We start from the raw sequence: 17,127 nt of genomic DNA, 5'->3' as shown, positions 1-17,127 counted from the left end.
GGATGGTGACCCGGCCCGGGACGGCGTCGGGCCCGCGCCGAGGTGCGGCGCGGGCCCGACGGGGTGGGAGAGCTACTTGCCGTTGCCCGTGTTCGTCACCCGGAAGGTGTAGTCCGCGTCCAGGTAGGTGAGGTCACCGGTCGGCAGGTTGGAGATCAGGACGGCGAAGTCGTCCTGGTTGCCGTTGGCGCACTTGGTCCGCAGGCCGCCGGCGGTGAACTGGTCGCCGGTGGACCGGTAGACCCAGTTGCCGGCGCCGTCGCTGGTCTCACCCGGCGAGGTGACGCCCGGCGTGAGGTCGCAGTGGCTGACCACCTGGACCGTCCAGTTGTTGTCCTGCACGCCGCTGGTGGCGAACCAGTTGCCCGCCGCCGAGGTGAGGCTCGCGTCGGCGCCGTTGACCTTCACGTCGTCCACGAACCAGCCGGTGTCCATGTACGCGGCGTCGGTCGAGTAGCGGAACCGCACGTCCGTCGTGCCGGCCGGCAGGTCGGCGGTCAGGTGCTGGTACACCGGGTCGTCGACGAAGTACCGGCCGCCGGAGGTGCCGGTCAGGCCGTTGCCCTCCTCGTTGTTGCCGTGCGGGTCGTCGTTGGTGGTGACGACCTGACCGGCGTCGTTACGCACCGGCACGGTCACCCAGTCGCCGTTGACGAGGGCCTCGACGAAGCCGTAGTCCCAGCCCTCCTCGATGAAGTACCAGCTCCAGAAGTCCAGCGAGGTGACCGCGCCGGAGGTGCTGACGGCGAGGATGTTGTCGTCCTGGCTCTCGTACCCGGCGTACCAGTGGGTGGCGCCGGTGTGCGGCGCGATCACCGTCTCGTCGTCGCCGTCGAAGGCCAGCGCCACGGTCGGGCCGGGGTTGCGGAACCGCTCGACCGACATGCCGAACGGCACGGCGGTGGTGTCCTGGCGGTTCTTCAGCCGCGCCCACTTGGCCTCGGGGGTGGCGCCCTGGTAGCGGCCCCGGCCGCTCCAGAACACGTCGTCGGCGATGTCGATGGTCCAGCTGGTGTCCGCCGGGTCGCCGAAGTCGAACGCCTTGATGTCGTAGACCGGCGAGTCCTCGTCGTCCAGGTAGACCGCCACCGACCAGTCGCGGAACAGGTCGGCCGCGCTGCGCAGGTGCGCGCCGGTCGCCGCGTTGAACGAGTCGATGGCGTTCTGCACGCCGGCCATGCCGTCGGCCTGCTCCTCGAAGATCTTCTTGATGAGCAGGTCACCGGCCCGGCCGTCGTACTGCTTGTCGGGCGTGAAGGTGCCGTCGCCGTTGCCGCCGGCCTGCTCCCACAGGTACTGGAAGTAGGTGAACGAGGCGCCGTAGTTGGCCAGGGTGCTGCCCCACCGGGTCAGCGAGGTCTCCTCGTAGAAGACCTGGTGGTTGGTCAGGTGCGAGCCGCCGGCGTCCAGGCCGTTGAGGAAGATGGCGAAGTCGGCCAGCCCCTCGTCGACCCAGGACAGCTCACCGGGGTCGCTGTAGTTGTGCAGCAGGTGCTGCAGCTCGTGGGCGACCGTGCCCTCGTACAGCTCGGGGCGGTCGTTGGCCGGGTTGGCGTCCCGCCACGGCGAGTCGTTCGGCCCGACCCGGTTCGCCCAGTCGAGGGCGTCGACCACGATGACGTTCATGCCGTTGCTGTCGATGAAGTCCGGCGCGAAGTAGCCGGCCGTGTACGACGTCTGCGCGCAGTCGTAGTAGGCGTCGTCCTGGATGTTGTAGAGCACCATGACCAGCGAGTCGCTGGCCGGCTCGGCCGGGTCGGCCGCGTCCATCGGGCCGAAGTGCTCCTCGTCCACGGCGACGATCTGGTCGGCGAGCTTGTCGCCGACGTAGTTGATCTGCGCCTGGGTGAGGGCGAACTGCGCCGCGGTGGCGGTGGCGCAGGGGACGAACCCGTCGCCCGGGTTGTGGTCGAACTGGGGGTCGAGGCTGGCCACGCCGACCGGCGCGGTGCCGTCGAGCGGGGTCCCCTTCGGTACGTAGATGTAGACCGGCGTGCCGTCCGGTGTGGTGTTGGCGTAGACCCGGGTGAAGTCCTGGTTGTAGGTGCCGCCCGCCGCGCTGTCGTTGATCGGCAGCGTGATGGTCGGCTCGCCGGGAAGGTTCTCGTGGTCGTTCGCCTGGGCCGGGGCCGAGACCGTGAAGGCGAGCGCCGTCACGCCCGCCACCGCGGCCGCGATCCGGCTCGGTCGTCTCATTCGCACGTGGTGCCTCCTGCCGTGAGGCGGTGATCAGCTCCGGCCACCGCCGTCGGGTGAGCAGTTGCCCCTGCGGCGCCGCCCGAGGCAGCACCTGACCAGGGGAATGTTGTCTTCAGGCAACCACTTGCGACGGTGCGGCGGGAGAGAGCGTCGGGTAACAAATGTGTCACGAACGCGAGTCACTCTTTTTACGCGGGTGACGGGCCGGGGCGGTTCTAGGCTGGGGCCCAGCGACGCCGATGCGAGGAGGCCCGGATGACCCGTTACGCCGCCCTGCTGCGGGGCGTCAACGTCGGCAGCACCCGGCTGGCCATGGCCGACCTGCGCCGCATCGTCACCGACCTCGGGCACTCCGACGTCAAGACCTACCTGCAGAGCGGCAACGTCGTCTTCAGCGGTCCGCCCACGAAGGACGACCTCCTGGCCGAGGGCATCGCGGGCAAGCTCGCCGACGAGCTGGACCTGCGCGTGCCGGTGCTGGTGCGCAGCGGTGACGAACTGGCGGCGGTCGCCGCGGCCAGCCCGTACGCCGGGAAGCAGGACGACCCGACCCGGGTGCTGGTGGCCTTCCTCTCGGCCGCGCCGAGCCCGGCCCGGGTCAAGGATCTGGCCGCGCCGGCCGGGGAGAACCTGGAGTTCGCGGTCGACGGCCGCGAGGTGCACCTGCACTTCCCCGACGGCGGCTACGGGCGGACCAAGTTCACCAACGCCCACCTGGAGAAGAAGCTCGGCGTGGTGGCGACCACCCGGAACTGGAAGTCCGTGCTCGCCCTGCGCGACCTGACCGCCGGCTGAGCGGAGGGGCCGGCCCCGTGACCCGGCCCCTCCGCGACCGACCTCAGAAGTGGTACGCCGTGTGGTACTCCGGCACCAGCACGCGGCTGCGCGGCGACGCCTTCCGTACGGCGGCGATCAGGTCGTCGAGGCGCTCGCGGTCCTTCGGCGCCACCGTCGGCGGGTTGGTCAGCGGCGTCTCGAAGTTGTCCCAGTGCACCGGCACCACGACCTTCGGATGGTCGAGGGCGGCCATCAGCCGAGGCACGTAGTCGGCCGTCGAGGTGCTCGCGGCGGAGGCCACCATCGCCACGTCGGGGGCCAGCCCGGCCAGGTTGCGCTCGGCGAAGTCGCTCGCGCCCATGAAGAACACCGACGGGCCGCCGTCGACGCGGATCTGGTAGGCCAGGGTGTCCCCCTCGGGCAGGTCGGCGATCGTCTCCGGCTTCGGCGGCCGGCTGAGCCGCACCCCGGGGAAGGCCATCGACCAGGCCGCGTTGCGGCTGTGCAGGGAGCTGACCACCTCGACCGTGTACGCGCCGAAGTCGAGCACCTCGCCGCCCCGGACCGGCGCGAGCTGCGTGCTCGGCAGCCCGTACGCCAGCCCGAGGTGGTAGGCGGTCAGCGTGCCGACGACCCGCGCGCCGGTGCGCTCGGCGATGTGCGGGACGTCGTTGAAGTGGTCCCAGTGGGTGTGCGTGACCAGGATGTTCTCGGCCCGGTCCACCAGCGGGTCGACGACGGTGGTGTCCACCTTCAGCCGGGTGTTCTCGTTGAACGCGCCCTTGAACAGGCCGGTGTCGTAGCGGCTCAGGTACGGGTCGACCAGAAGGGTCCGGTCGCCGATGTCGATCCGCCAGCCGGACGTACCCCACCAGCGGAAGCTGACCGCGCCGGAGCGCCAGGGGCCGGCGGCGGCCGGGGCGGCCGTGGCGGCCTGGGCCGGCGCGGCGGATGCGCCGGCCACCAGGCCGGCGGTCGACACGGCGGCGGTGCCGACGGCGGCATCGCGCAGGAAGCGGCGGCGGTCGTAGGGCCGTTTGTCGAGCATGAAGCGTCCTCCCGGTGCGGGACAGGTTGATCGGTTCGCCCACCCCACCACCGGCCGCCCGCCGACGTCCAAGATCGACGGGCGGAAAGCTCGATAGCCGTTCCGATATCACCGCAGGTCACAGGCACCGGCGCGGGCCGCACCCGGCGCGGAAATCAGCCGGCGCGCAGCGCCTCGACGGCGGTCCGGGCGGCCTCGCCCATGGCCAGGTCCACGTCGATCCGGCGGGTGCTGAGCCGCTCGGTGCGGGCGAAGACCGCGACCGCGTACCGGCCGCCGTCGGGATACTCGACGACCCCGGCCTCCAGGTGCAGGCCGGGCAGCGTGCCGGTCTTCCCGGCGACCCGGACGCCGGGTGGGAAGCCGGCGGCCAGCCGGGTCCAGAAGAGCTGCCGGGCCATCAGCTCGCGGACCATCGCGCAGGCGGCCGGCGGCCCCGCCTCGTCCCGCCAGATCAGGCCGAGCAGCCGGGTCATCTCGCGGGCCGTGCTGGAGGTGGTGTGCTCCGGGTCGAAGACCCGCATGGCCCGGACCCGCTCCGGCGGCAGGGTGGGGAAGATCCGGGCGAAGTCGGCCTCGGTGCGGGCCCCCACGTCGGCGAGCATCGTCTCGACCAGCTGGCGGGGGCCGCCGACGATCCGGGTACGCGGCAGGTCCAGCTCGGCGGCGAGCATCGGCAGCACGTCCGGGCCGACCCGGCGCAGCAGCAGGTCGGCGGCCGTGTTGTCGCTGACCGACATGGCGAAGTAGGCCAGGTCGCGCAGGGACACCTCGACGTCGTCGGCGCAGCCGGCGACACCCCAGCCCCCGAGCCGGTCGGCGGCGCCGACCAGCACCCGCTCGGCCGGGTCGAGCTGACCGGCGACGGCCTGCCGGGCGAACTCCAGCACCAGCAGGATCTTGAACACGGAGGCGATCACCACCTGCTCGTCGGCCCGCAGCGCCACCTCCCGACCGGGCGCGTCGACGTCCTCGACGTGCAGGCAGCCGCTGATCCCGGCCCGCTCGAAGATCTCCCCGATCCGCTCCCCGCTCACCCCGACACGGTAGCCAGCGGCGACCGGGGCGGGCGTAGGGTGCCCGTCGTGGACCTGCTGCGACACCTGCGGCACTTCGTGGCGGTGGCCCGGGAGCTGCACTTCGGGCGGGCGGCCGAGGAGCTGGGCATGGCGCAGCCGCCGCTGAGCCAGTCGATCCAGCGCCTCGAACGGGAGCTGGGCGCGACCCTCTTCGACCGCTCGCAGCGCCAGGTCCGGCTCACCACGGCCGGCCAGCTCCTGCTCGGCGAGGCCGACGAGCTGCTCGCCGGGGAGCGCCGCCTGCGCAACCTCGTCGACCAGGTCCGGCGGGGCGCGCTCGGCGTGCTGCGCGCCGGCGTACCGCCGGAGACCCCGGCCGTGACGCTGCGCGCGCTGCTCGACGGGCTCGCCGCGCGGGCGCCCGGACTCGACCTCGACCTGCACGAGCTGACCAGCGCCGAGCAGCGGCGGATGCTGGCCGAGGGGCGGCTGGATGTGGGCCTGCTGCACCACCCGGTGGAGGAGGCCGGGCTGCGCTTCGGGCCGGCCGTGGACGCTCCGGTCGGTGTGCTGCTGCCCCGGGCCGCCCCGGCGGCCCGCGCCCGCGAGGTGGAGCTGGCCGACCTGGCCGGCCTGGACCTGATCACCGCGCCGCCGGCCACCGCGCCCGGCTGGCACGGGCACCTGCTGGCGGTCTGCCGCCGGCACGGCTTCGCGCCGGCCCGGGTCCGGCCCGCCCGCAACCCGGAGTTCCTGTTCGGCCTGCTGCTGGCCGGTGGCGCGGTCGCCCTGGAACCGGAGCCGGTGGCCCGCCGCGAGCCGCGGATCACCTGGCGACCGCTGGTCGACGTGCCCCTGGTCAAGCGGACCTCGGCGGCCTGGCCGGCGCGGGCCGGGCACCCGGCCGCCCCGATGTTCGGGCAGCTCGCGGCCGAGGTGCTGGCCGCCGCGGAGCCGCCACCGGCGACCGCGGCGCTCGCGTCGGCCGCCCGGCCCTGGCCGGTGCTCTTCGAGGCCGGCCAGGGCGGGGCGGGTCAGCAGCCGCGGGTGCGGTAGGCGGCGCAGATCACCCCACCGGCGGCCGTGACGAGCCGGGACGAGCGGGTAGAGAACCCGGGTGGCAAGGCCCGGCACCACGCGTGGAAGCGTTCCCGGGCACCCCGGACGATCGGAGATGAGGCTTCATGGCCCCGAACAGCGTTCCCAACATCTCGCTCAACGACGGCAACACCATCCCGCAGCTCGGCTTCGGGGTCTTCCAGATCGAGCCGAAGGACACCGCGCAGGCCGTCAGCAGGGCGCTGGAGATCGGCTACCGGCACATCGACACGGCCGAGATGTACGGCAACGAGGCCGAGGTCGGGCAGGCCGTGCGCACCTCCGGGTTGGACCGGAGCGAGGTCTTCGTCACCAGCAAGCTGAGCAACGCCTTCCACCGCCCGGACGACGCCCGCAAGGCGTTCGAGTCGACCCTCGCCGAGCTGAAGTTCGACTACCTCGACCTGTTCCTCATCCACTGGCCGCTGCCCACCCGCTACGACAGCGACTTCGTCTCCACCTGGCGGGTGCTGGAGGAGTTGCAGCGCGACGGCCGGGTCCGGTCGATCGGCGTCTCCAACTTCCAGGTCCCCCACCTGGAGCGGCTGGCCGCCGAGGCGGACATCACACCGGCGGTGAACCAGATCGAGGTGCACCCCTACTTCGCCAACGAGGAGGTGCGCGCCTACGGCAAGTCGCACAACATCCTCACCGAGGCGTGGTCGCCGATCGCCCAGGGCAAGGTGCTGGACGACCCGACCGTCGTCGACATCGCCGAGGAGGTCGGGCGGACCCCGGCCCAGGTGGTGCTGCGCTGGCACGTGCAGCGCGGCGACATCGTCTTCCCGAAGTCGACCACGCCGAGCCGGATCGAGGAGAACTTCCGGATCTTCGACTTCGAGCTGGACGACGCGTCCGTGGACCGGCTCAACGGCCTGGACAAGGGCGAGGCGGGCCGGCAGGGGCCGAACCCGGACACCTTCGACTACGTGCCGGACTGAGCCGCCACCGCGACCGAGGGGGCCGGGCTGCCGGCCCCCGGTCGCGGGCTCACGAGCCGACCCGCTCGGCGAGACCGCGGAACGCGGCCTGCGTCGGCGACCCCGGCTCGGGCACGTAGACGATCAGCCGCTGGTCGGTCTCCGGTACGTGCAGCACCCGGCACTCGAACTCCAGCGGGCCCAGCTCCGGGTGGGCGACCCGCTTGACCGTGGGGCGCCGCTCCCCCACCTCGTGCTCGGCCCACAGCGCGGCGAACCGCGGGGAGAGCCCGAGCAGCTCGGTGACCAGCGCGGCCAGCGCCGGGTCGGCCGGGTAACGCCCGTACGCGGCCCGCAGGTCAGCCACGGTGGTCCGGGCGAAACGCAGCACCTCCGGGTCGGCCCAGTGCGACTCGGGCACCGTCGCGCCGAACATCCAGCGCACCATGCTGCGCTCGCCGGCCGGCACTGCCGACAGGTCGCCGACGAACCAGGCGGCCAGCCGGTTCCAGGCCAGGATCTCGTACGCGGCGTCGACCAGGTACGCGGGTGTCTCCGACATGGCGTCGAGCAGGTGCCGCGTCCCCGGCGACACCTCCCGGCCGGGCCCGGTCGCGTCCGGCGGGCAGTCCCCGGCGACCTGGAACAGGTACACCCGCTCGTCCCGGCTGAGCAGCAGCGCCCGGGCCAGCGCGGCGAGCACCTGCCGGGACGGGTGCGGGCCGCGCCCCTGCTCCAGCCGGATGTAGTAGTCGATGGACATCCCGGCGAGCTGGGCGACCTCCTGGCGGCGCAGGCCCGGCGTGCGGCGGCGTACCCCGTCGGGGAGGCCGACCTCGGCGGGGCGCAACCGGGCGCGGCGGGTGCGCAGGAAGTTCGCCAGCTCGTCGCGGCGAAGCGTGCTCATGTCCCCAGCCTGCCGCATCGCCGGCCGCCGGAGGTGGTACCGGCGGTACCAGGCTCGGCGGGCCTCTCCCGCCGGTCCGCACCCGGCGGCAGCCTGGACCGCATGACGACGACGATCGCCCTGATCACCGGGGCCAACAAGGGAATCGGCCTGGCCACCGCCCGGCAGCTCGGCGCGCGCGGGATGACCGTGCTGGTCGGCGCGCGCGACACCACGCGGGGCCGGGAGGCGGCGGACAAGCTGCGCGCCGAGGGGGTGGACACCCGCGTCGTGCCGCTGGAGGTCACCGACGCGGCGTCGGTCGCCGCCGCGGCCGAGCTGGTCCAGCGGGAGTACGGCCACCTGGACGTGCTGGTCAACAACGCCGGCATCATCCGCGCCGACGGCGCCGGGCTGCCCAGCGAGACCACCCTCGACTCGCTGCGCGAGGTGTACGAGACGAACGTGTTCGGCGTGGTCGCGGTGACCAACGCGCTGCTGCCGCTGCTGCGCCGGGCGCCGGCCGCGCGGATCGTGAACGTCTCCAGCGAGGTCGGCTCGATCGCGGTGATGACCGACCCGAAGGGAGCCCTGTTCCCGCTGACCTCGATCCCCTACCCGACCTCGAAGACCGCGCTGAACATGGTCACGGCCATGTACGCCAAGGAGCTGCGGGACACCCCGATCAAGGTGAACGCGGCCAATCCCGGCTACTGCGCCACCGACCTGAACCACCACAGCGGCTTCCGCACCCCGGAGGAGGGCGCCGAGGTGAGCGTGCACCTGGCCACCCTGCCGGCGGACGGGCCGAGCGGCCTGCTCTGGGGCTACCAGATGGACGCCGGCGGCGGCTACGGGGTGCTGCCCTGGTGAGGGTTTGACTTCGCGCGCACTCGAAGGTGGAGGGTGGCGGCAACGTTCTCCACGGGGAGGAACCCATGCGTTACCGCACCATCGGCACCGACCCGGCCACCCGGCGCGAGGTCAGCGTGCTCAGCCTCGGCGCGATGCTCTTCGGCACCGCCACCGACGAGGCCACCTCGTACGCGATCCTCGACCGGTACGTCGAGGCCGGCGGCACGTTCATCGACACCTCGGACAACTACGCGTTCTGGCAGAACGGCGGCCAGGGCGGGGAGAGCGAGGAGCTGCTCGGCCGCTGGCGGCGCAGCCGCGGCGTCGGCGGCGAGGTGGCCATCGCCACGAAGCTCGGCGCCCGTCCCCTCGCGCCGGGCACCAGCTACGTGGACAATGCCGAGGGCCTGTCCGCCAAGGTGATCCGCGAGTCGGCCGAGCGCAGCCGCGAACGGCTCGGCGTGGACCGGCTCGACCTGCTCTACGCGCACATCGAGGACCGGAACGTCCCGCTGGAGGAGACGGTCCAGGGCTTCGCAGACCTGGTCGCCGAGGGCACCGTCGGGCTGCTGGGCGCGAGCAACCACCGCGCCTGGCGGGTCGAGCGGGCCCGGGCACTGGCCGCCGCGGCCGGCCTGCCCGGGTACGAGGTGCTCCAGTACCACCGCAGCTACCTGCCCCGGCGGCCGGACCTGCCGAGCGACCTGGACCCGGACGGCGACGTCGGCTGGGTCGGCCCCGACCTGGCCAGCTATCTGCGGGCCGAGCCGCAACTGACCCTGGTGGCGTACTCGCCGCTGCTCAAGGGCGCCTACGCCAAGCCGGAACGGCTCGGCGAGGAGTACGCCCTGCCGAGCACCCCGGTCCGGCTGGCCGCGCTGCGCGCCGTCGCCGACGAGATCGGGGCGACGGTCAACCAGGTGGTGCTCGCCTGGCTGCTCGGCGGGGACGTGCCGGCGATCCCGCTGGTCGGCTTCTCCTCGGTGGCGCAGCTGGAGGAGAGCCTCGCGGCGGTCGAGCTGGAGCTGACCCCGGAGCAGCGGACCCGGCTGGACACGGCCCGCTGACGCGCGTGCGACGGGGCGGGCCGGCCGGCCCGCCCCGTTCGCGTGTCACCCGGTCAGCTCGACGCGCCAGTCGTTGGAGCGCATCAGGTGCCCCGGCGGGTACTCGAACTCCGTCTCACCGAGCAGCGTGAACCCGGCCTTGCGGCACACCGCGTTCGACGCCGGATGGTCCACCGACGGGTAGGCGTGGGCGAAACGCCGGTCACCGTGCGCCGCGGCCTCCGCGATCAGCGCCCGCACCGCCGCGCTCGCCAGCCCCCGCCCCTGGTACGCCGGCAGCACCGCCCAGCCCATCTCGTAGACCGGCTCGCCGCGCCACTCGCGTGCCCAGTAGCCGACGCTGCCGACCTTCGTCCCGTCGGGCAGCCCGACGGTGAACATGTGCCCGCTGCGCGGGCCGGGGCCGCGCAGGTAGCGCTCGTGCCGGGCGAGCACCTGCTCGTCGGTTTCCGGGCCGCCCGTGTGCGCCCGCACCTCCGGCGCGTTGAGCTGCCGCAGCAGCGCCAGGTCGTCGGCCCTCCACGGCGCAAGGCGTACCTCGGTCATGCCGTCCCCCTACTCTCCGGCGCCGATTGAAGCAGCCACCCCCGACAGCGGCCCGCCAGATCCGATCTGGCGGGCCGCCGGTCCGCGTCTGGCGCCTGGGGGGTGAGGCCCGACACCAGCGGGAGGGGAGCATGACGCCGTTGCGGCTCGCCGTGATCATCGGCAGCACCCGGGAGGGACGGATCGGCGACCGGATCGGTCGCTGGTTCGTCGCGCAGGCACGCCGCCGCGAAGGGCTGGCGGTGACCGTGCTCGACCTCGCCGGGTACGACTTCCCGGCCAGCCTGCCGGCCGAGCCCACGGCGGCCATGCGGTCGTTCGCCGGGGAGGTGAACCGGGCGGACGCGTTCGTGGTGGTCACGCCCGAGTACAACCACAGCTTCCCGGCGTCGTTGAAACAGGCGATCGACTACGCCTACGACGAGTGGCAGGCCAAGCCGGTCGGCTTCGTGTCGTACGGCTGCCGGTCGGTCGGCCTGCACGCGGTCGACCAGCTGCGCACCGTGTTCACCGCCCTGCACGCGACGACCGTGCGCGACACCGTCGGCGTCGACCTGCTCGACGGCGAGCCGACGGGGCGGGTCGAGGAGCAGCTCCGGCAGGACGCCCGGGTGCTCCTCGACGAGCTCTGCTGGTGGGGCCTGGCGCTGCGCGAGGGTCGCGCGGCGCGCCCGTACGTCTCCTGAGGACACGAAGAAAGGTAGTGATCATGAGTAACCGGAACACCGGCCTGGCCGTCGAGGCCGACGGCCTGGTCCGGTCGTTCGGCTCGACGCGCGCGCTCGACGGCCTGGACCTCCAGGTCCCCGCCGGCACCGTCTACGGGCTGCTCGGGCCGAACGGCGCCGGCAAGACCACCGCGGTGCGGGTGCTGGCCACGCTGCTGCGACCGGACGGCGGGCGGGCCCGCGTCTTCGGCCGCGACGTGGTCGCCGAGGCGGACGCGGTCCGCGCCCGGGTCAGCCTGACCGGCCAGTACGCCTCACTCGACGAGGACCTGACCGGCGCGGAGAACCTGGTCCTGCTGGGCCGGCTGCTCGGCCTGGACCGGCCGGCGGCCCGGCAGCGGGCCGACCGCCTGCTCGCCGCGTTCGGGCTGACCGAGGCGGCCGGGCGGCAGGTGAAGAAGTACTCGGGCGGCATGCGGCGGCGCATCGACATCGCGGCGAGCATCCTCAACACCCCGGACCTGCTCTTCCTGGACGAGCCGACGACGGGGCTGGACCCGCGCAGCCGCAACCAGGTGTGGGAGATCATTCGGGCGGTGGTCGCCCACGGCACCACGGTGCTGCTGACCACGCAGTACCTGGACGAGGCCGACCAGCTCGCCGGCCGGATCGCGGTGGTCGACCACGGCCGGGTGATCGCGGAGGGCACCCCGGGCGAGTTGAAGTCGTCCGTCGGCTCCGGCACCGTCCACGTGCGACTGCGCGACGCCGGGGAGCGGTCCCGCGCCGAGCAGGTGCTGCGGGTGGCGCTGGGCGTGCCGGTGCAGCTGGAGCCCGACCCGGTGGCGCTCACCGCCCGGGTCGGCGAGGACGGCACCGACCTGGAGGCCGGCGAGCAGGCCGCGCGCGCCCTGGGCGAGCTGGCCCGGGCCGGCATCGTCGTGGACGACTTCTCCCTCGGCCAGCCGAGCCTGGACGAGGTGTTCCTGGCCCTGACCGACCACCCCGCCGTCGGGACCGACGAGCGGGACGACGAACTGGAGGCGGCCCGATGAGCGACACCGCGACCACGACCGGGCGGCCGCCGTCCGTCTACGTGCCGTCCGCCGAGGCGCTGGCGACGGTCCTCGCCCCGGGCGAGCGGCCGCCGAGGCCGGGCGCGCTGTCCGCGTCGCTGACCTTCGGCTGGCGGGCCATGCTCAAGATCAAGCACGTGCCGGAGCAGCTCTTCGACGTGACCGCGTTCCCGATCATCATGGTGCTGATGTTCACGTACCTGTTCGGCGGCGCGCTCGCCGACAGCCCGCGTGACTATCTGCAGTTCTTCCTGCCGGGGATCATGGTGACCAGCGTCGTGATGATCACCATGTACACCGGTGTCGGGCTGAACAACGACATCGAGAAGGGCGTCTTCGACCGCATCCGCACCCTGCCGGTCTGGCGGCCCGCCGCGCTGGTCGGCATGATCTTCGGCGACGTGCTGCGCTACGTGCTCGCCGCGGTGGTCATCCTCGGCGTGGGGCTGGCGCTCGGGTTCCGGCCCGCCGGCGGGCCGGTCGGCGTGCTGGCCGGCATCGGCCTGCTGGTGATCTTCTCGTTCGCGTTCTCCTGGGTGTGGACGTTCTTCGGCCTGGTGCTGCGCAGCGAGAAATCGGTCATGGGGGTCAGCATGATGGTGCTGTTCCCGCTGACCTTCCTGAGCAACGTCTTCGTCGACCCGGCCACCATGCCGGGCTGGCTCCAGGCGTTCGTCAAGGCCAACCCGGTCACCCACCTGGTCGCGGCCGTGCGCGCCGCCATGGCCGGATCGACGGATGCGACGAACACGATGTGGCTGCTGCTGTGGAGCGCCGGCTTCGTGGCCGTCTTCGGCACGCTGACCATGTACCGCTACAACCGCCGCTGACGGCTGGCCGTCAGAGCCGAGCCGGGGGTGCCGTCGTCGGTGCCCCCGGCCCGGCTTGTCCGGGACGCCTGGGCACGGGCACCGGCCCCGGCTGGTGCGGGCGGTCAGAGCTGCCAGGGCACCGGCTCGGGCGGCAGGTAGCGGCAGGTGCTGCCGGTGGCGACGGACTCCCTCAGGTGCGCCCCGAGCGTCGGGTGGCGCTCGTCGATCCGGCGCAGCGTGTCCCGGATCCGGGCGGTCACGGCCTTGCGGGCCCGCTCGGCCTGATCACCGAGGCGGCGGCTGCGCCCGGCCAGACCGGCGGCGGCCCGCAACTGGTCGAGCAGCGCGGCACGCTCGGCGTCGAGGGCCGCCAGCCTCGGTGCGTCTTCGCGTACGGCGGCCCGGTCGATCTCGTCGTCGAGCCGCCGCAGGTGCTGCCGGTAGCGGGCCTTCGCCTCGTCGTCCAGCACGGGATCCCCGCCGAGCCGGCGGGCGGCGACGAGTTCCGGGCCGGCCGCCGGGTCGAGCAGTTCGACCGCGGGCACGTCGGCGCCGGGCCGGCCCAGCAGCAGCCGCAGGTCGTGCAGCCCCTTGGCATCGGGCAGGTGCACGACCGTCCCCCCGTACGCGAGCCGCCACACGGCCCCGTCCCGCCGGAACTCCGGCTGGACGGGCCGGCTCTCACCCACGCGGTCACCGCTCCCGATGCCGGAATCGGCCGCGTGGCCCGCTCCGTCCGGTGCCAGCAACGCGCCGGCCTGGCCAGCTCCGGCGGTCGCCCGCACCGCACCGGCGGTCGCCGACACCTCGAGGGCATGACCGGCGGCCGGAGCCCCGACGGTGTGGCCGGCTCCCGCGGGTGCCGGCACCGCGCCGGTGAGGCCCGCACCCGCTGGTCGAGCCACAGATCCACTGGGGACGGCAGCCGCAATCTCCCCCTCGCCCAGCCGGTGCAGCACCTGGGTCATGCCGAGTGCACGCGCCTCGGCCGCCGTGTCGGCGCGCAGCCCGGCCGCCGTGGCCGCGTCGCCGGCCCGCCCGCGTGCGCTCAGGGCGGCCACCAGCCCGGCCCGGCTCAGCAGCGACCACGGCCGGGCGCCCATCCGATCGGCGGCGTCGCGAGCGGCCTCGTAGCCGGCGACCGCCTGGTCCCAGCGCCGCTCGGCGGCGTCGACGGCGGCCAGCCAGAGGTCGACCGGGCCGCTGATGTCGCAGCCGAAGAACGCCGCCATCCACCGGCCCCGGTGCGGCTCCAGCGCCGCCCGCGCCTCGGCGCAACGGCGGGGATCGGCGCTCGCGGCTGCCGCCTGTGCCCGCAGCCGCAGCCACAGCGGCGACACCGGTCGCGGGTGCGTGGTGCCGGCCGCCTCGATCCCGGCGGTGAGCCGCACGGCGGTCTCCGCGTCGCCGCGCTCGGCGGCGGTGATCGCCCGGAGCAGGTCCCGCTGCGGGTGGCCGGCCGCCTCCGGCCCGTCGAGCAGGGCCTCGGCCTCGGCGAGGCGACCCCGGAGCAGCAGCAGGCACCAGCGCAGGTGCTGGCCCATGAAGGCGTGGTCGGAGTGCTCCCACTCGCCGTAGCCGTCCATCTCGGCGAAGTGCGCGTCGGCGGCGGCGAAGTCGCCGCGGAAGCCGGCGATGATGCCGCTGTCGATGGCCGCGGCCATCCGCTGGCGGGCGACCTCGCCCTGCCGGCAGCCGGTGACGAACGCGGTGAGCTCGTCGTGGTAGCGCGGGTCGCCGAGTTCCAGCAGGGCGACCCAGCGCAGGGAGGTCGCCCACAGCTCGGTCTCCCGGTCGCCGGTGCGGCGGGCCACCTCCCGGATCTCGGCGGTGACCACGGCCCGGTCCTCGGCAGTGCCGAGCCCCCAGGTGGTGTCGTGCCGGGCCCACAGGCTGAAGGTGAGCGCCTCGTCGTCGCGACCGCGCCGGGCGAGGGTCTCGGTGGCGGTGATCAGGTCGGTGACCAGTGCGCTCGTCTCCCGGCCGGGCTCGGGCGCACCGATCAACCGCCCGTACGCCTCGCGCACCAGCTCGCCGGCGCCGGTGCGGCGGCGGGCCGCCGCCTCCTGCCGGTGGGCGGTGAGCGCGACGCGGACCAGCACGGCCGGCTCGTCGAGCGGGCGGGCCAGCGCCGCGGCGTCCACGAGCAGCCGCTCGGCTTCGGCCTGCGTGCCGACATGCTGCAGGAGCTGGGCCAGCTCCAGCATCACCCGGACCCGGCGGGCCGGCTCGTCGGCGACCTCCAGCGCGCGGCGGAAGTGCTGCACGGACTCCTCCACGGCCAGCCGCCCGCCGGCGTCCCGGGCGGCGGCGACCAGCAGCTCGACGGTGCGCGCCGCGTCGAGGTCACCGCCGGCGATCCAGGCGTGGCGGGCCAGGTCGGCCGGGATGAGCCGCTCGGCGAGCGCCGCCGACCCGTCGACGGCGCGGACCACGGCGGCGTGCCGGGTGCGCCGCTCGGCGCCGGTCAACCCGTCGTAGAGGGTCTCCCGCACCAGGTCGTGAGCGAAGGCGAACCGGCCGCCGCCCCGGGCCAGCACGAGCCGGGCGGTGGCCGCGCGGTCGAGCAGCCGGTCCACCTGCGCGACCGGACCGGGTAGGCAGGCCGCGAGGACCTGCCGGTGGAAGTCCCGGCCGAGCACGGCGGCCACGATGAGCGCCTCGACCACCGGTCCGGGCAGCTGGTCGAGCCGGCGGCGCACCGCCTCCCGCACGCCGGGCGCGATGGTGGTGGCCAGGCCGTCGGTGTGCCAGAGCCGGGCGGTCTGCTCGACGAAGAACGGGTTGCCGCCGGTGCGCCGGTGCACCTCGTCGACGAGGTCGCCGCCCGGTTCGCGGCCGGCGGTGCGGCGGATCAGCGCGGCCACCTCGTCGCGGGCCAGGCCGGTGAGGGTGATGGTGGTGGCCTTGGCGGTCAGCGGCAGCAGCAGCGGCCGGAGCCGGTGGTCGCCGGACTCGACCTCGGCGTCCCGGTAGGTGCCGACCAGCAGCAGCCGTTCGAACCAGGTGTGCTGGGTGGCGAACTGGAGCAGCCGCAGCGAGGCCGCGTCGGCCCAGTGCAGGTCGTCGAGGACGACCACGACCGGCCGGTGCTGGGCGACGGCCACCAGCGCGGTGGTCACCGCGTCGTGCAGGGCGAACTCCGCCCGGCCGCCGTCGTCGCCCGGCTCCTCCCCGGCCGGGTCGGCGCCGGTGCCCTCGCCGAGCAGCGCCGCCAGCCCGGGCCCGGCGGCCTCCTGCGCCCGCGCCCAGTCGTCGGGGTGGCGGCCCAGGCGGCGCAGCACCTGCACCCAGGGCCAGTAGCCGGGGGCGCTGTCGGAGTCCCAGCAGGCCGCGCCGAGCACCAGCGCCCCGCGCCGGCGGGCGTCGTCGGCGGCCGCGCTCACCAGCGTGGTCTTGCCGATGCCCGGCTCGCCGGCGACCAGGACCAGACCGCCGTGGCTGGTGGTCACCCGGTCCACTTCGGCGCGCAGCAGCGCCGCGGGGTGTTCCCGCCCGATGATCGCCTCGCCGAACCGCGGCTCCATGACTTCCCGACGGTAGTCGACCGGTCCGACAACGGGGAAAACCGCGCGCATCGGGGCTTCGGCGGCTCGTGGTGGTCGGAACCGCACGACGCCCGCGCCGCCGACTGGGTCAGAGACTGCCGCCGCTGCTGCGGAGGTTGCTGCCGTCGGTCGGATTCCGGTGGTCGTCCAGCCGGCGGCGAGCCTCTGCCGACGCCGCCAGGTCACGGACCTGGCGGTCCGCGTCGGCCGCCGTCCGGCGGTTGCGGCGCCAGAATGCCAGGGCAGCGATGACCAGCAGTACGACGATGAGGATGACGAACCAGCGCATGTCGGCCTCCTCGGAGGTGAGTTGCCTGCCTCCCAGTGTGCGCAGCCCAGGTCAAGGGCCAGGACTAGCGGCGGAGGCAGCGGGTAAGCGCGGCCCATGGGTAGCCACAAGCAGAACAAGCACGATCCGGGCGGCGAGTCGGCGCGGGCGGGGCGGAATTCCGGCAGCGGCGCTCCGGGCCGCCAGGGCGGGGAGATGGAACGCCCCGGTAAGCGCCATCAGCTGCACACCGCCACCGGGGCCGCCGGCAGCGAGCGGGATCAGGGCCGGGCCAAGGTCGAGGGCGCGGAGCGGGTGCAGCGGCAGGGCGGCAGCTGAG

Annotated in this window: 16 protein-coding genes; 9 read left to right on the top strand and 7 right to left on the bottom strand. The window is 74.1% G+C overall.

Annotated features, from left to right (window positions below):
* Positions 1 to 72 precede the first annotated feature (72 nt).
* The gene (locus ACQP12_RS05835) at positions 73 to 2,196 is read right to left on the bottom strand and encodes a hypothetical protein (RefSeq protein ID WP_433285648.1); all 2,124 of its coding nucleotides are present in this window, start codon (positions 2,194 to 2,196) and stop codon (positions 73 to 75) included.
* A 258-nt stretch (positions 2,197 to 2,454) separates the two neighbouring features.
* Between ACQP12_RS05835 and ACQP12_RS05830 the strand changes: the two genes are divergently transcribed.
* Positions 2,455 to 2,994: a DUF1697 domain-containing protein gene (locus ACQP12_RS05830; protein ID WP_433285646.1), complete on the top strand. Its 540-nt coding sequence runs from the start codon at positions 2,455 to 2,457 to the stop codon at positions 2,992 to 2,994.
* Positions 2,995 to 3,037: 43 nt separating this feature from the next.
* On the opposite strand, the gene ACQP12_RS05825 is transcribed toward ACQP12_RS05830, so the two are convergent.
* Positions 3,038 to 4,024, bottom strand: coding sequence for an MBL fold metallo-hydrolase (locus ACQP12_RS05825; protein ID WP_433285644.1), 987 nt, complete (start codon positions 4,022 to 4,024; stop codon positions 3,038 to 3,040).
* 155 nt (positions 4,025 to 4,179) lie between these two features.
* Positions 4,180 to 5,061 carry a serine hydrolase gene (locus tag ACQP12_RS05820; protein WP_433285642.1) on the bottom strand — a complete coding sequence of 294 codons (882 nt, stop codon included), beginning with the start codon at positions 5,059 to 5,061 and terminating at the stop codon, positions 4,180 to 4,182.
* A gap of 48 nt (positions 5,062 to 5,109) precedes the next feature.
* On the opposite strand from ACQP12_RS05820, the gene ACQP12_RS05815 reads away from it, so the two are divergent.
* Together ACQP12_RS05815 and ACQP12_RS05810 are read left to right on the top strand one after the other, a co-directional pair.
* Positions 5,110 to 6,099, top strand: a complete 990-nt coding sequence (locus ACQP12_RS05815) for a LysR family transcriptional regulator (RefSeq protein WP_433285640.1) — start codon at positions 5,110 to 5,112, stop codon at positions 6,097 to 6,099.
* Between the two features lie 128 nt (positions 6,100 to 6,227).
* Complete coding sequence (locus ACQP12_RS05810; RefSeq protein ID WP_433285638.1) at positions 6,228 to 7,082, top strand: aldo/keto reductase; 855 nt, start codon at positions 6,228 to 6,230, stop codon at positions 7,080 to 7,082.
* A 49-nt stretch (positions 7,083 to 7,131) separates the two neighbouring features.
* Here the strand turns inward: ACQP12_RS05810 and ACQP12_RS05805 are convergent, their stop codons facing one another.
* A complete protein-coding gene (locus ACQP12_RS05805; protein WP_433285636.1) occupies positions 7,132 to 7,968 on the bottom strand; it encodes a helix-turn-helix transcriptional regulator in 837 nt (278 codons plus the stop codon).
* A gap of 102 nt (positions 7,969 to 8,070) precedes the next feature.
* On the opposite strand from ACQP12_RS05805, the gene ACQP12_RS05800 reads away from it, so the two are divergent.
* Together ACQP12_RS05800 and ACQP12_RS05795 are read left to right on the top strand one after the other, a co-directional pair.
* On the top strand, positions 8,071 to 8,820 hold the full coding sequence (locus ACQP12_RS05800; protein ID WP_433285634.1) for an SDR family oxidoreductase: 750 nt from the start codon (positions 8,071 to 8,073) through the stop codon (positions 8,818 to 8,820).
* A gap of 65 nt (positions 8,821 to 8,885) precedes the next feature.
* Entirely contained in the window at positions 8,886 to 9,869 is a 984-nt protein-coding gene (locus tag ACQP12_RS05795) for an aldo/keto reductase (protein WP_433285632.1), read from the top strand.
* Between the two features lie 45 nt (positions 9,870 to 9,914).
* On the opposite strand, the gene ACQP12_RS05790 is transcribed toward ACQP12_RS05795, so the two are convergent.
* The gene (locus ACQP12_RS05790) at positions 9,915 to 10,415 is read right to left on the bottom strand and encodes a GNAT family N-acetyltransferase (protein WP_433285630.1); all 501 of its coding nucleotides are present in this window, start codon (positions 10,413 to 10,415) and stop codon (positions 9,915 to 9,917) included.
* A gap of 131 nt (positions 10,416 to 10,546) precedes the next feature.
* On the opposite strand from ACQP12_RS05790, the gene ACQP12_RS05785 reads away from it, so the two are divergent.
* The 3 genes from ACQP12_RS05785 to ACQP12_RS05775 are packed head-to-tail and all read left to right on the top strand — an operon-like array spanning position 10,547 to position 12,989.
* Positions 10,547 to 11,101 (top strand): NADPH-dependent FMN reductase, encoded by a 555-nt coding sequence (locus ACQP12_RS05785; RefSeq protein WP_433285628.1) that lies wholly within the window; start codon positions 10,547 to 10,549, stop codon positions 11,099 to 11,101.
* Between the two features lie 23 nt (positions 11,102 to 11,124).
* Positions 11,125 to 12,138, top strand: coding sequence for an ATP-binding cassette domain-containing protein (locus ACQP12_RS05780; RefSeq protein ID WP_433285626.1), 1,014 nt, complete (start codon positions 11,125 to 11,127; stop codon positions 12,136 to 12,138).
* Positions 12,135 to 12,989, top strand: a complete 855-nt coding sequence (locus ACQP12_RS05775) for an ABC transporter permease (RefSeq protein WP_357937927.1) — start codon at positions 12,135 to 12,137, stop codon at positions 12,987 to 12,989. The genes ACQP12_RS05780 and ACQP12_RS05775 overlap by 4 nt, the downstream gene beginning before the upstream one ends.
* A 104-nt stretch (positions 12,990 to 13,093) precedes the next feature.
* Here the strand turns inward: ACQP12_RS05775 and ACQP12_RS05770 are convergent, their stop codons facing one another.
* Together ACQP12_RS05770 and ACQP12_RS05765 are read right to left on the bottom strand one after the other, a co-directional pair.
* Complete coding sequence (locus ACQP12_RS05770; protein ID WP_433285623.1) at positions 13,094 to 16,498, bottom strand: AAA family ATPase; 3,405 nt, start codon at positions 16,496 to 16,498, stop codon at positions 13,094 to 13,096.
* A 109-nt stretch (positions 16,499 to 16,607) separates the two neighbouring features.
* A complete protein-coding gene (locus tag ACQP12_RS05765; RefSeq protein ID WP_357937932.1) occupies positions 16,608 to 16,808 on the bottom strand; it encodes a hypothetical protein in 201 nt (66 codons plus the stop codon).
* 96 nt (positions 16,809 to 16,904) lie between these two features.
* On the opposite strand from ACQP12_RS05765, the gene ACQP12_RS05760 reads away from it, so the two are divergent.
* Entirely contained in the window at positions 16,905 to 17,126 is a 222-nt protein-coding gene (locus ACQP12_RS05760; protein ID WP_433285621.1) for a hypothetical protein, read from the top strand.
* Position 17,127: the final 1 nt, after the last annotated feature.

This window comes from Micromonospora sp. CA-244673, from assembly GCF_050948395.1.
Lineage (GTDB): Bacteria > Actinomycetota > Actinomycetes > Mycobacteriales > Micromonosporaceae > Micromonospora.
The sequence above is the reverse complement of the archived record's forward strand: the minus strand, read 5'-3'. Positions and strand labels throughout refer to the sequence as shown.

Coding starts and splice junctions, on each gene's coding strand:
- ACQP12_RS05835 (WP_433285648.1), bottom strand. CDS start 2,196: ATGAGACGACCGAGCCGGATCGCGGCCGCGGTGGCGGGCGTGACGGCG.
- ACQP12_RS05830 (WP_433285646.1), top strand. CDS start 2,455: ATGACCCGTTACGCCGCCCTGCTGCGGGGCGTCAACGTCGGCAGCACC.
- ACQP12_RS05825 (WP_433285644.1), bottom strand. CDS start 4,024: ATGCTCGACAAACGGCCCTACGACCGCCGCCGCTTCCTGCGCGATGCC.
- ACQP12_RS05810 (WP_433285638.1), top strand. CDS start 6,228: ATGGCCCCGAACAGCGTTCCCAACATCTCGCTCAACGACGGCAACACC.
- ACQP12_RS05805 (WP_433285636.1), bottom strand. CDS start 7,968: ATGAGCACGCTTCGCCGCGACGAGCTGGCGAACTTCCTGCGCACCCGC.
- ACQP12_RS05800 (WP_433285634.1), top strand. CDS start 8,071: ATGACGACGACGATCGCCCTGATCACCGGGGCCAACAAGGGAATCGGC.
- ACQP12_RS05795 (WP_433285632.1), top strand. CDS start 8,886: ATGCGTTACCGCACCATCGGCACCGACCCGGCCACCCGGCGCGAGGTC.
- ACQP12_RS05790 (WP_433285630.1), bottom strand. CDS start 10,415: ATGACCGAGGTACGCCTTGCGCCGTGGAGGGCCGACGACCTGGCGCTG.
- ACQP12_RS05785 (WP_433285628.1), top strand. CDS start 10,547: ATGACGCCGTTGCGGCTCGCCGTGATCATCGGCAGCACCCGGGAGGGA.
- ACQP12_RS05780 (WP_433285626.1), top strand. CDS start 11,125: ATGAGTAACCGGAACACCGGCCTGGCCGTCGAGGCCGACGGCCTGGTC.
- ACQP12_RS05775 (WP_357937927.1), top strand. CDS start 12,135: ATGAGCGACACCGCGACCACGACCGGGCGGCCGCCGTCCGTCTACGTG.
- ACQP12_RS05770 (WP_433285623.1), bottom strand. CDS start 16,498: ATGGAGCCGCGGTTCGGCGAGGCGATCATCGGGCGGGAACACCCCGCG.
- ACQP12_RS05765 (WP_357937932.1), bottom strand. CDS start 16,808: ATGCGCTGGTTCGTCATCCTCATCGTCGTACTGCTGGTCATCGCTGCC.
- ACQP12_RS05760 (WP_433285621.1), top strand. CDS start 16,905: ATGGGTAGCCACAAGCAGAACAAGCACGATCCGGGCGGCGAGTCGGCG.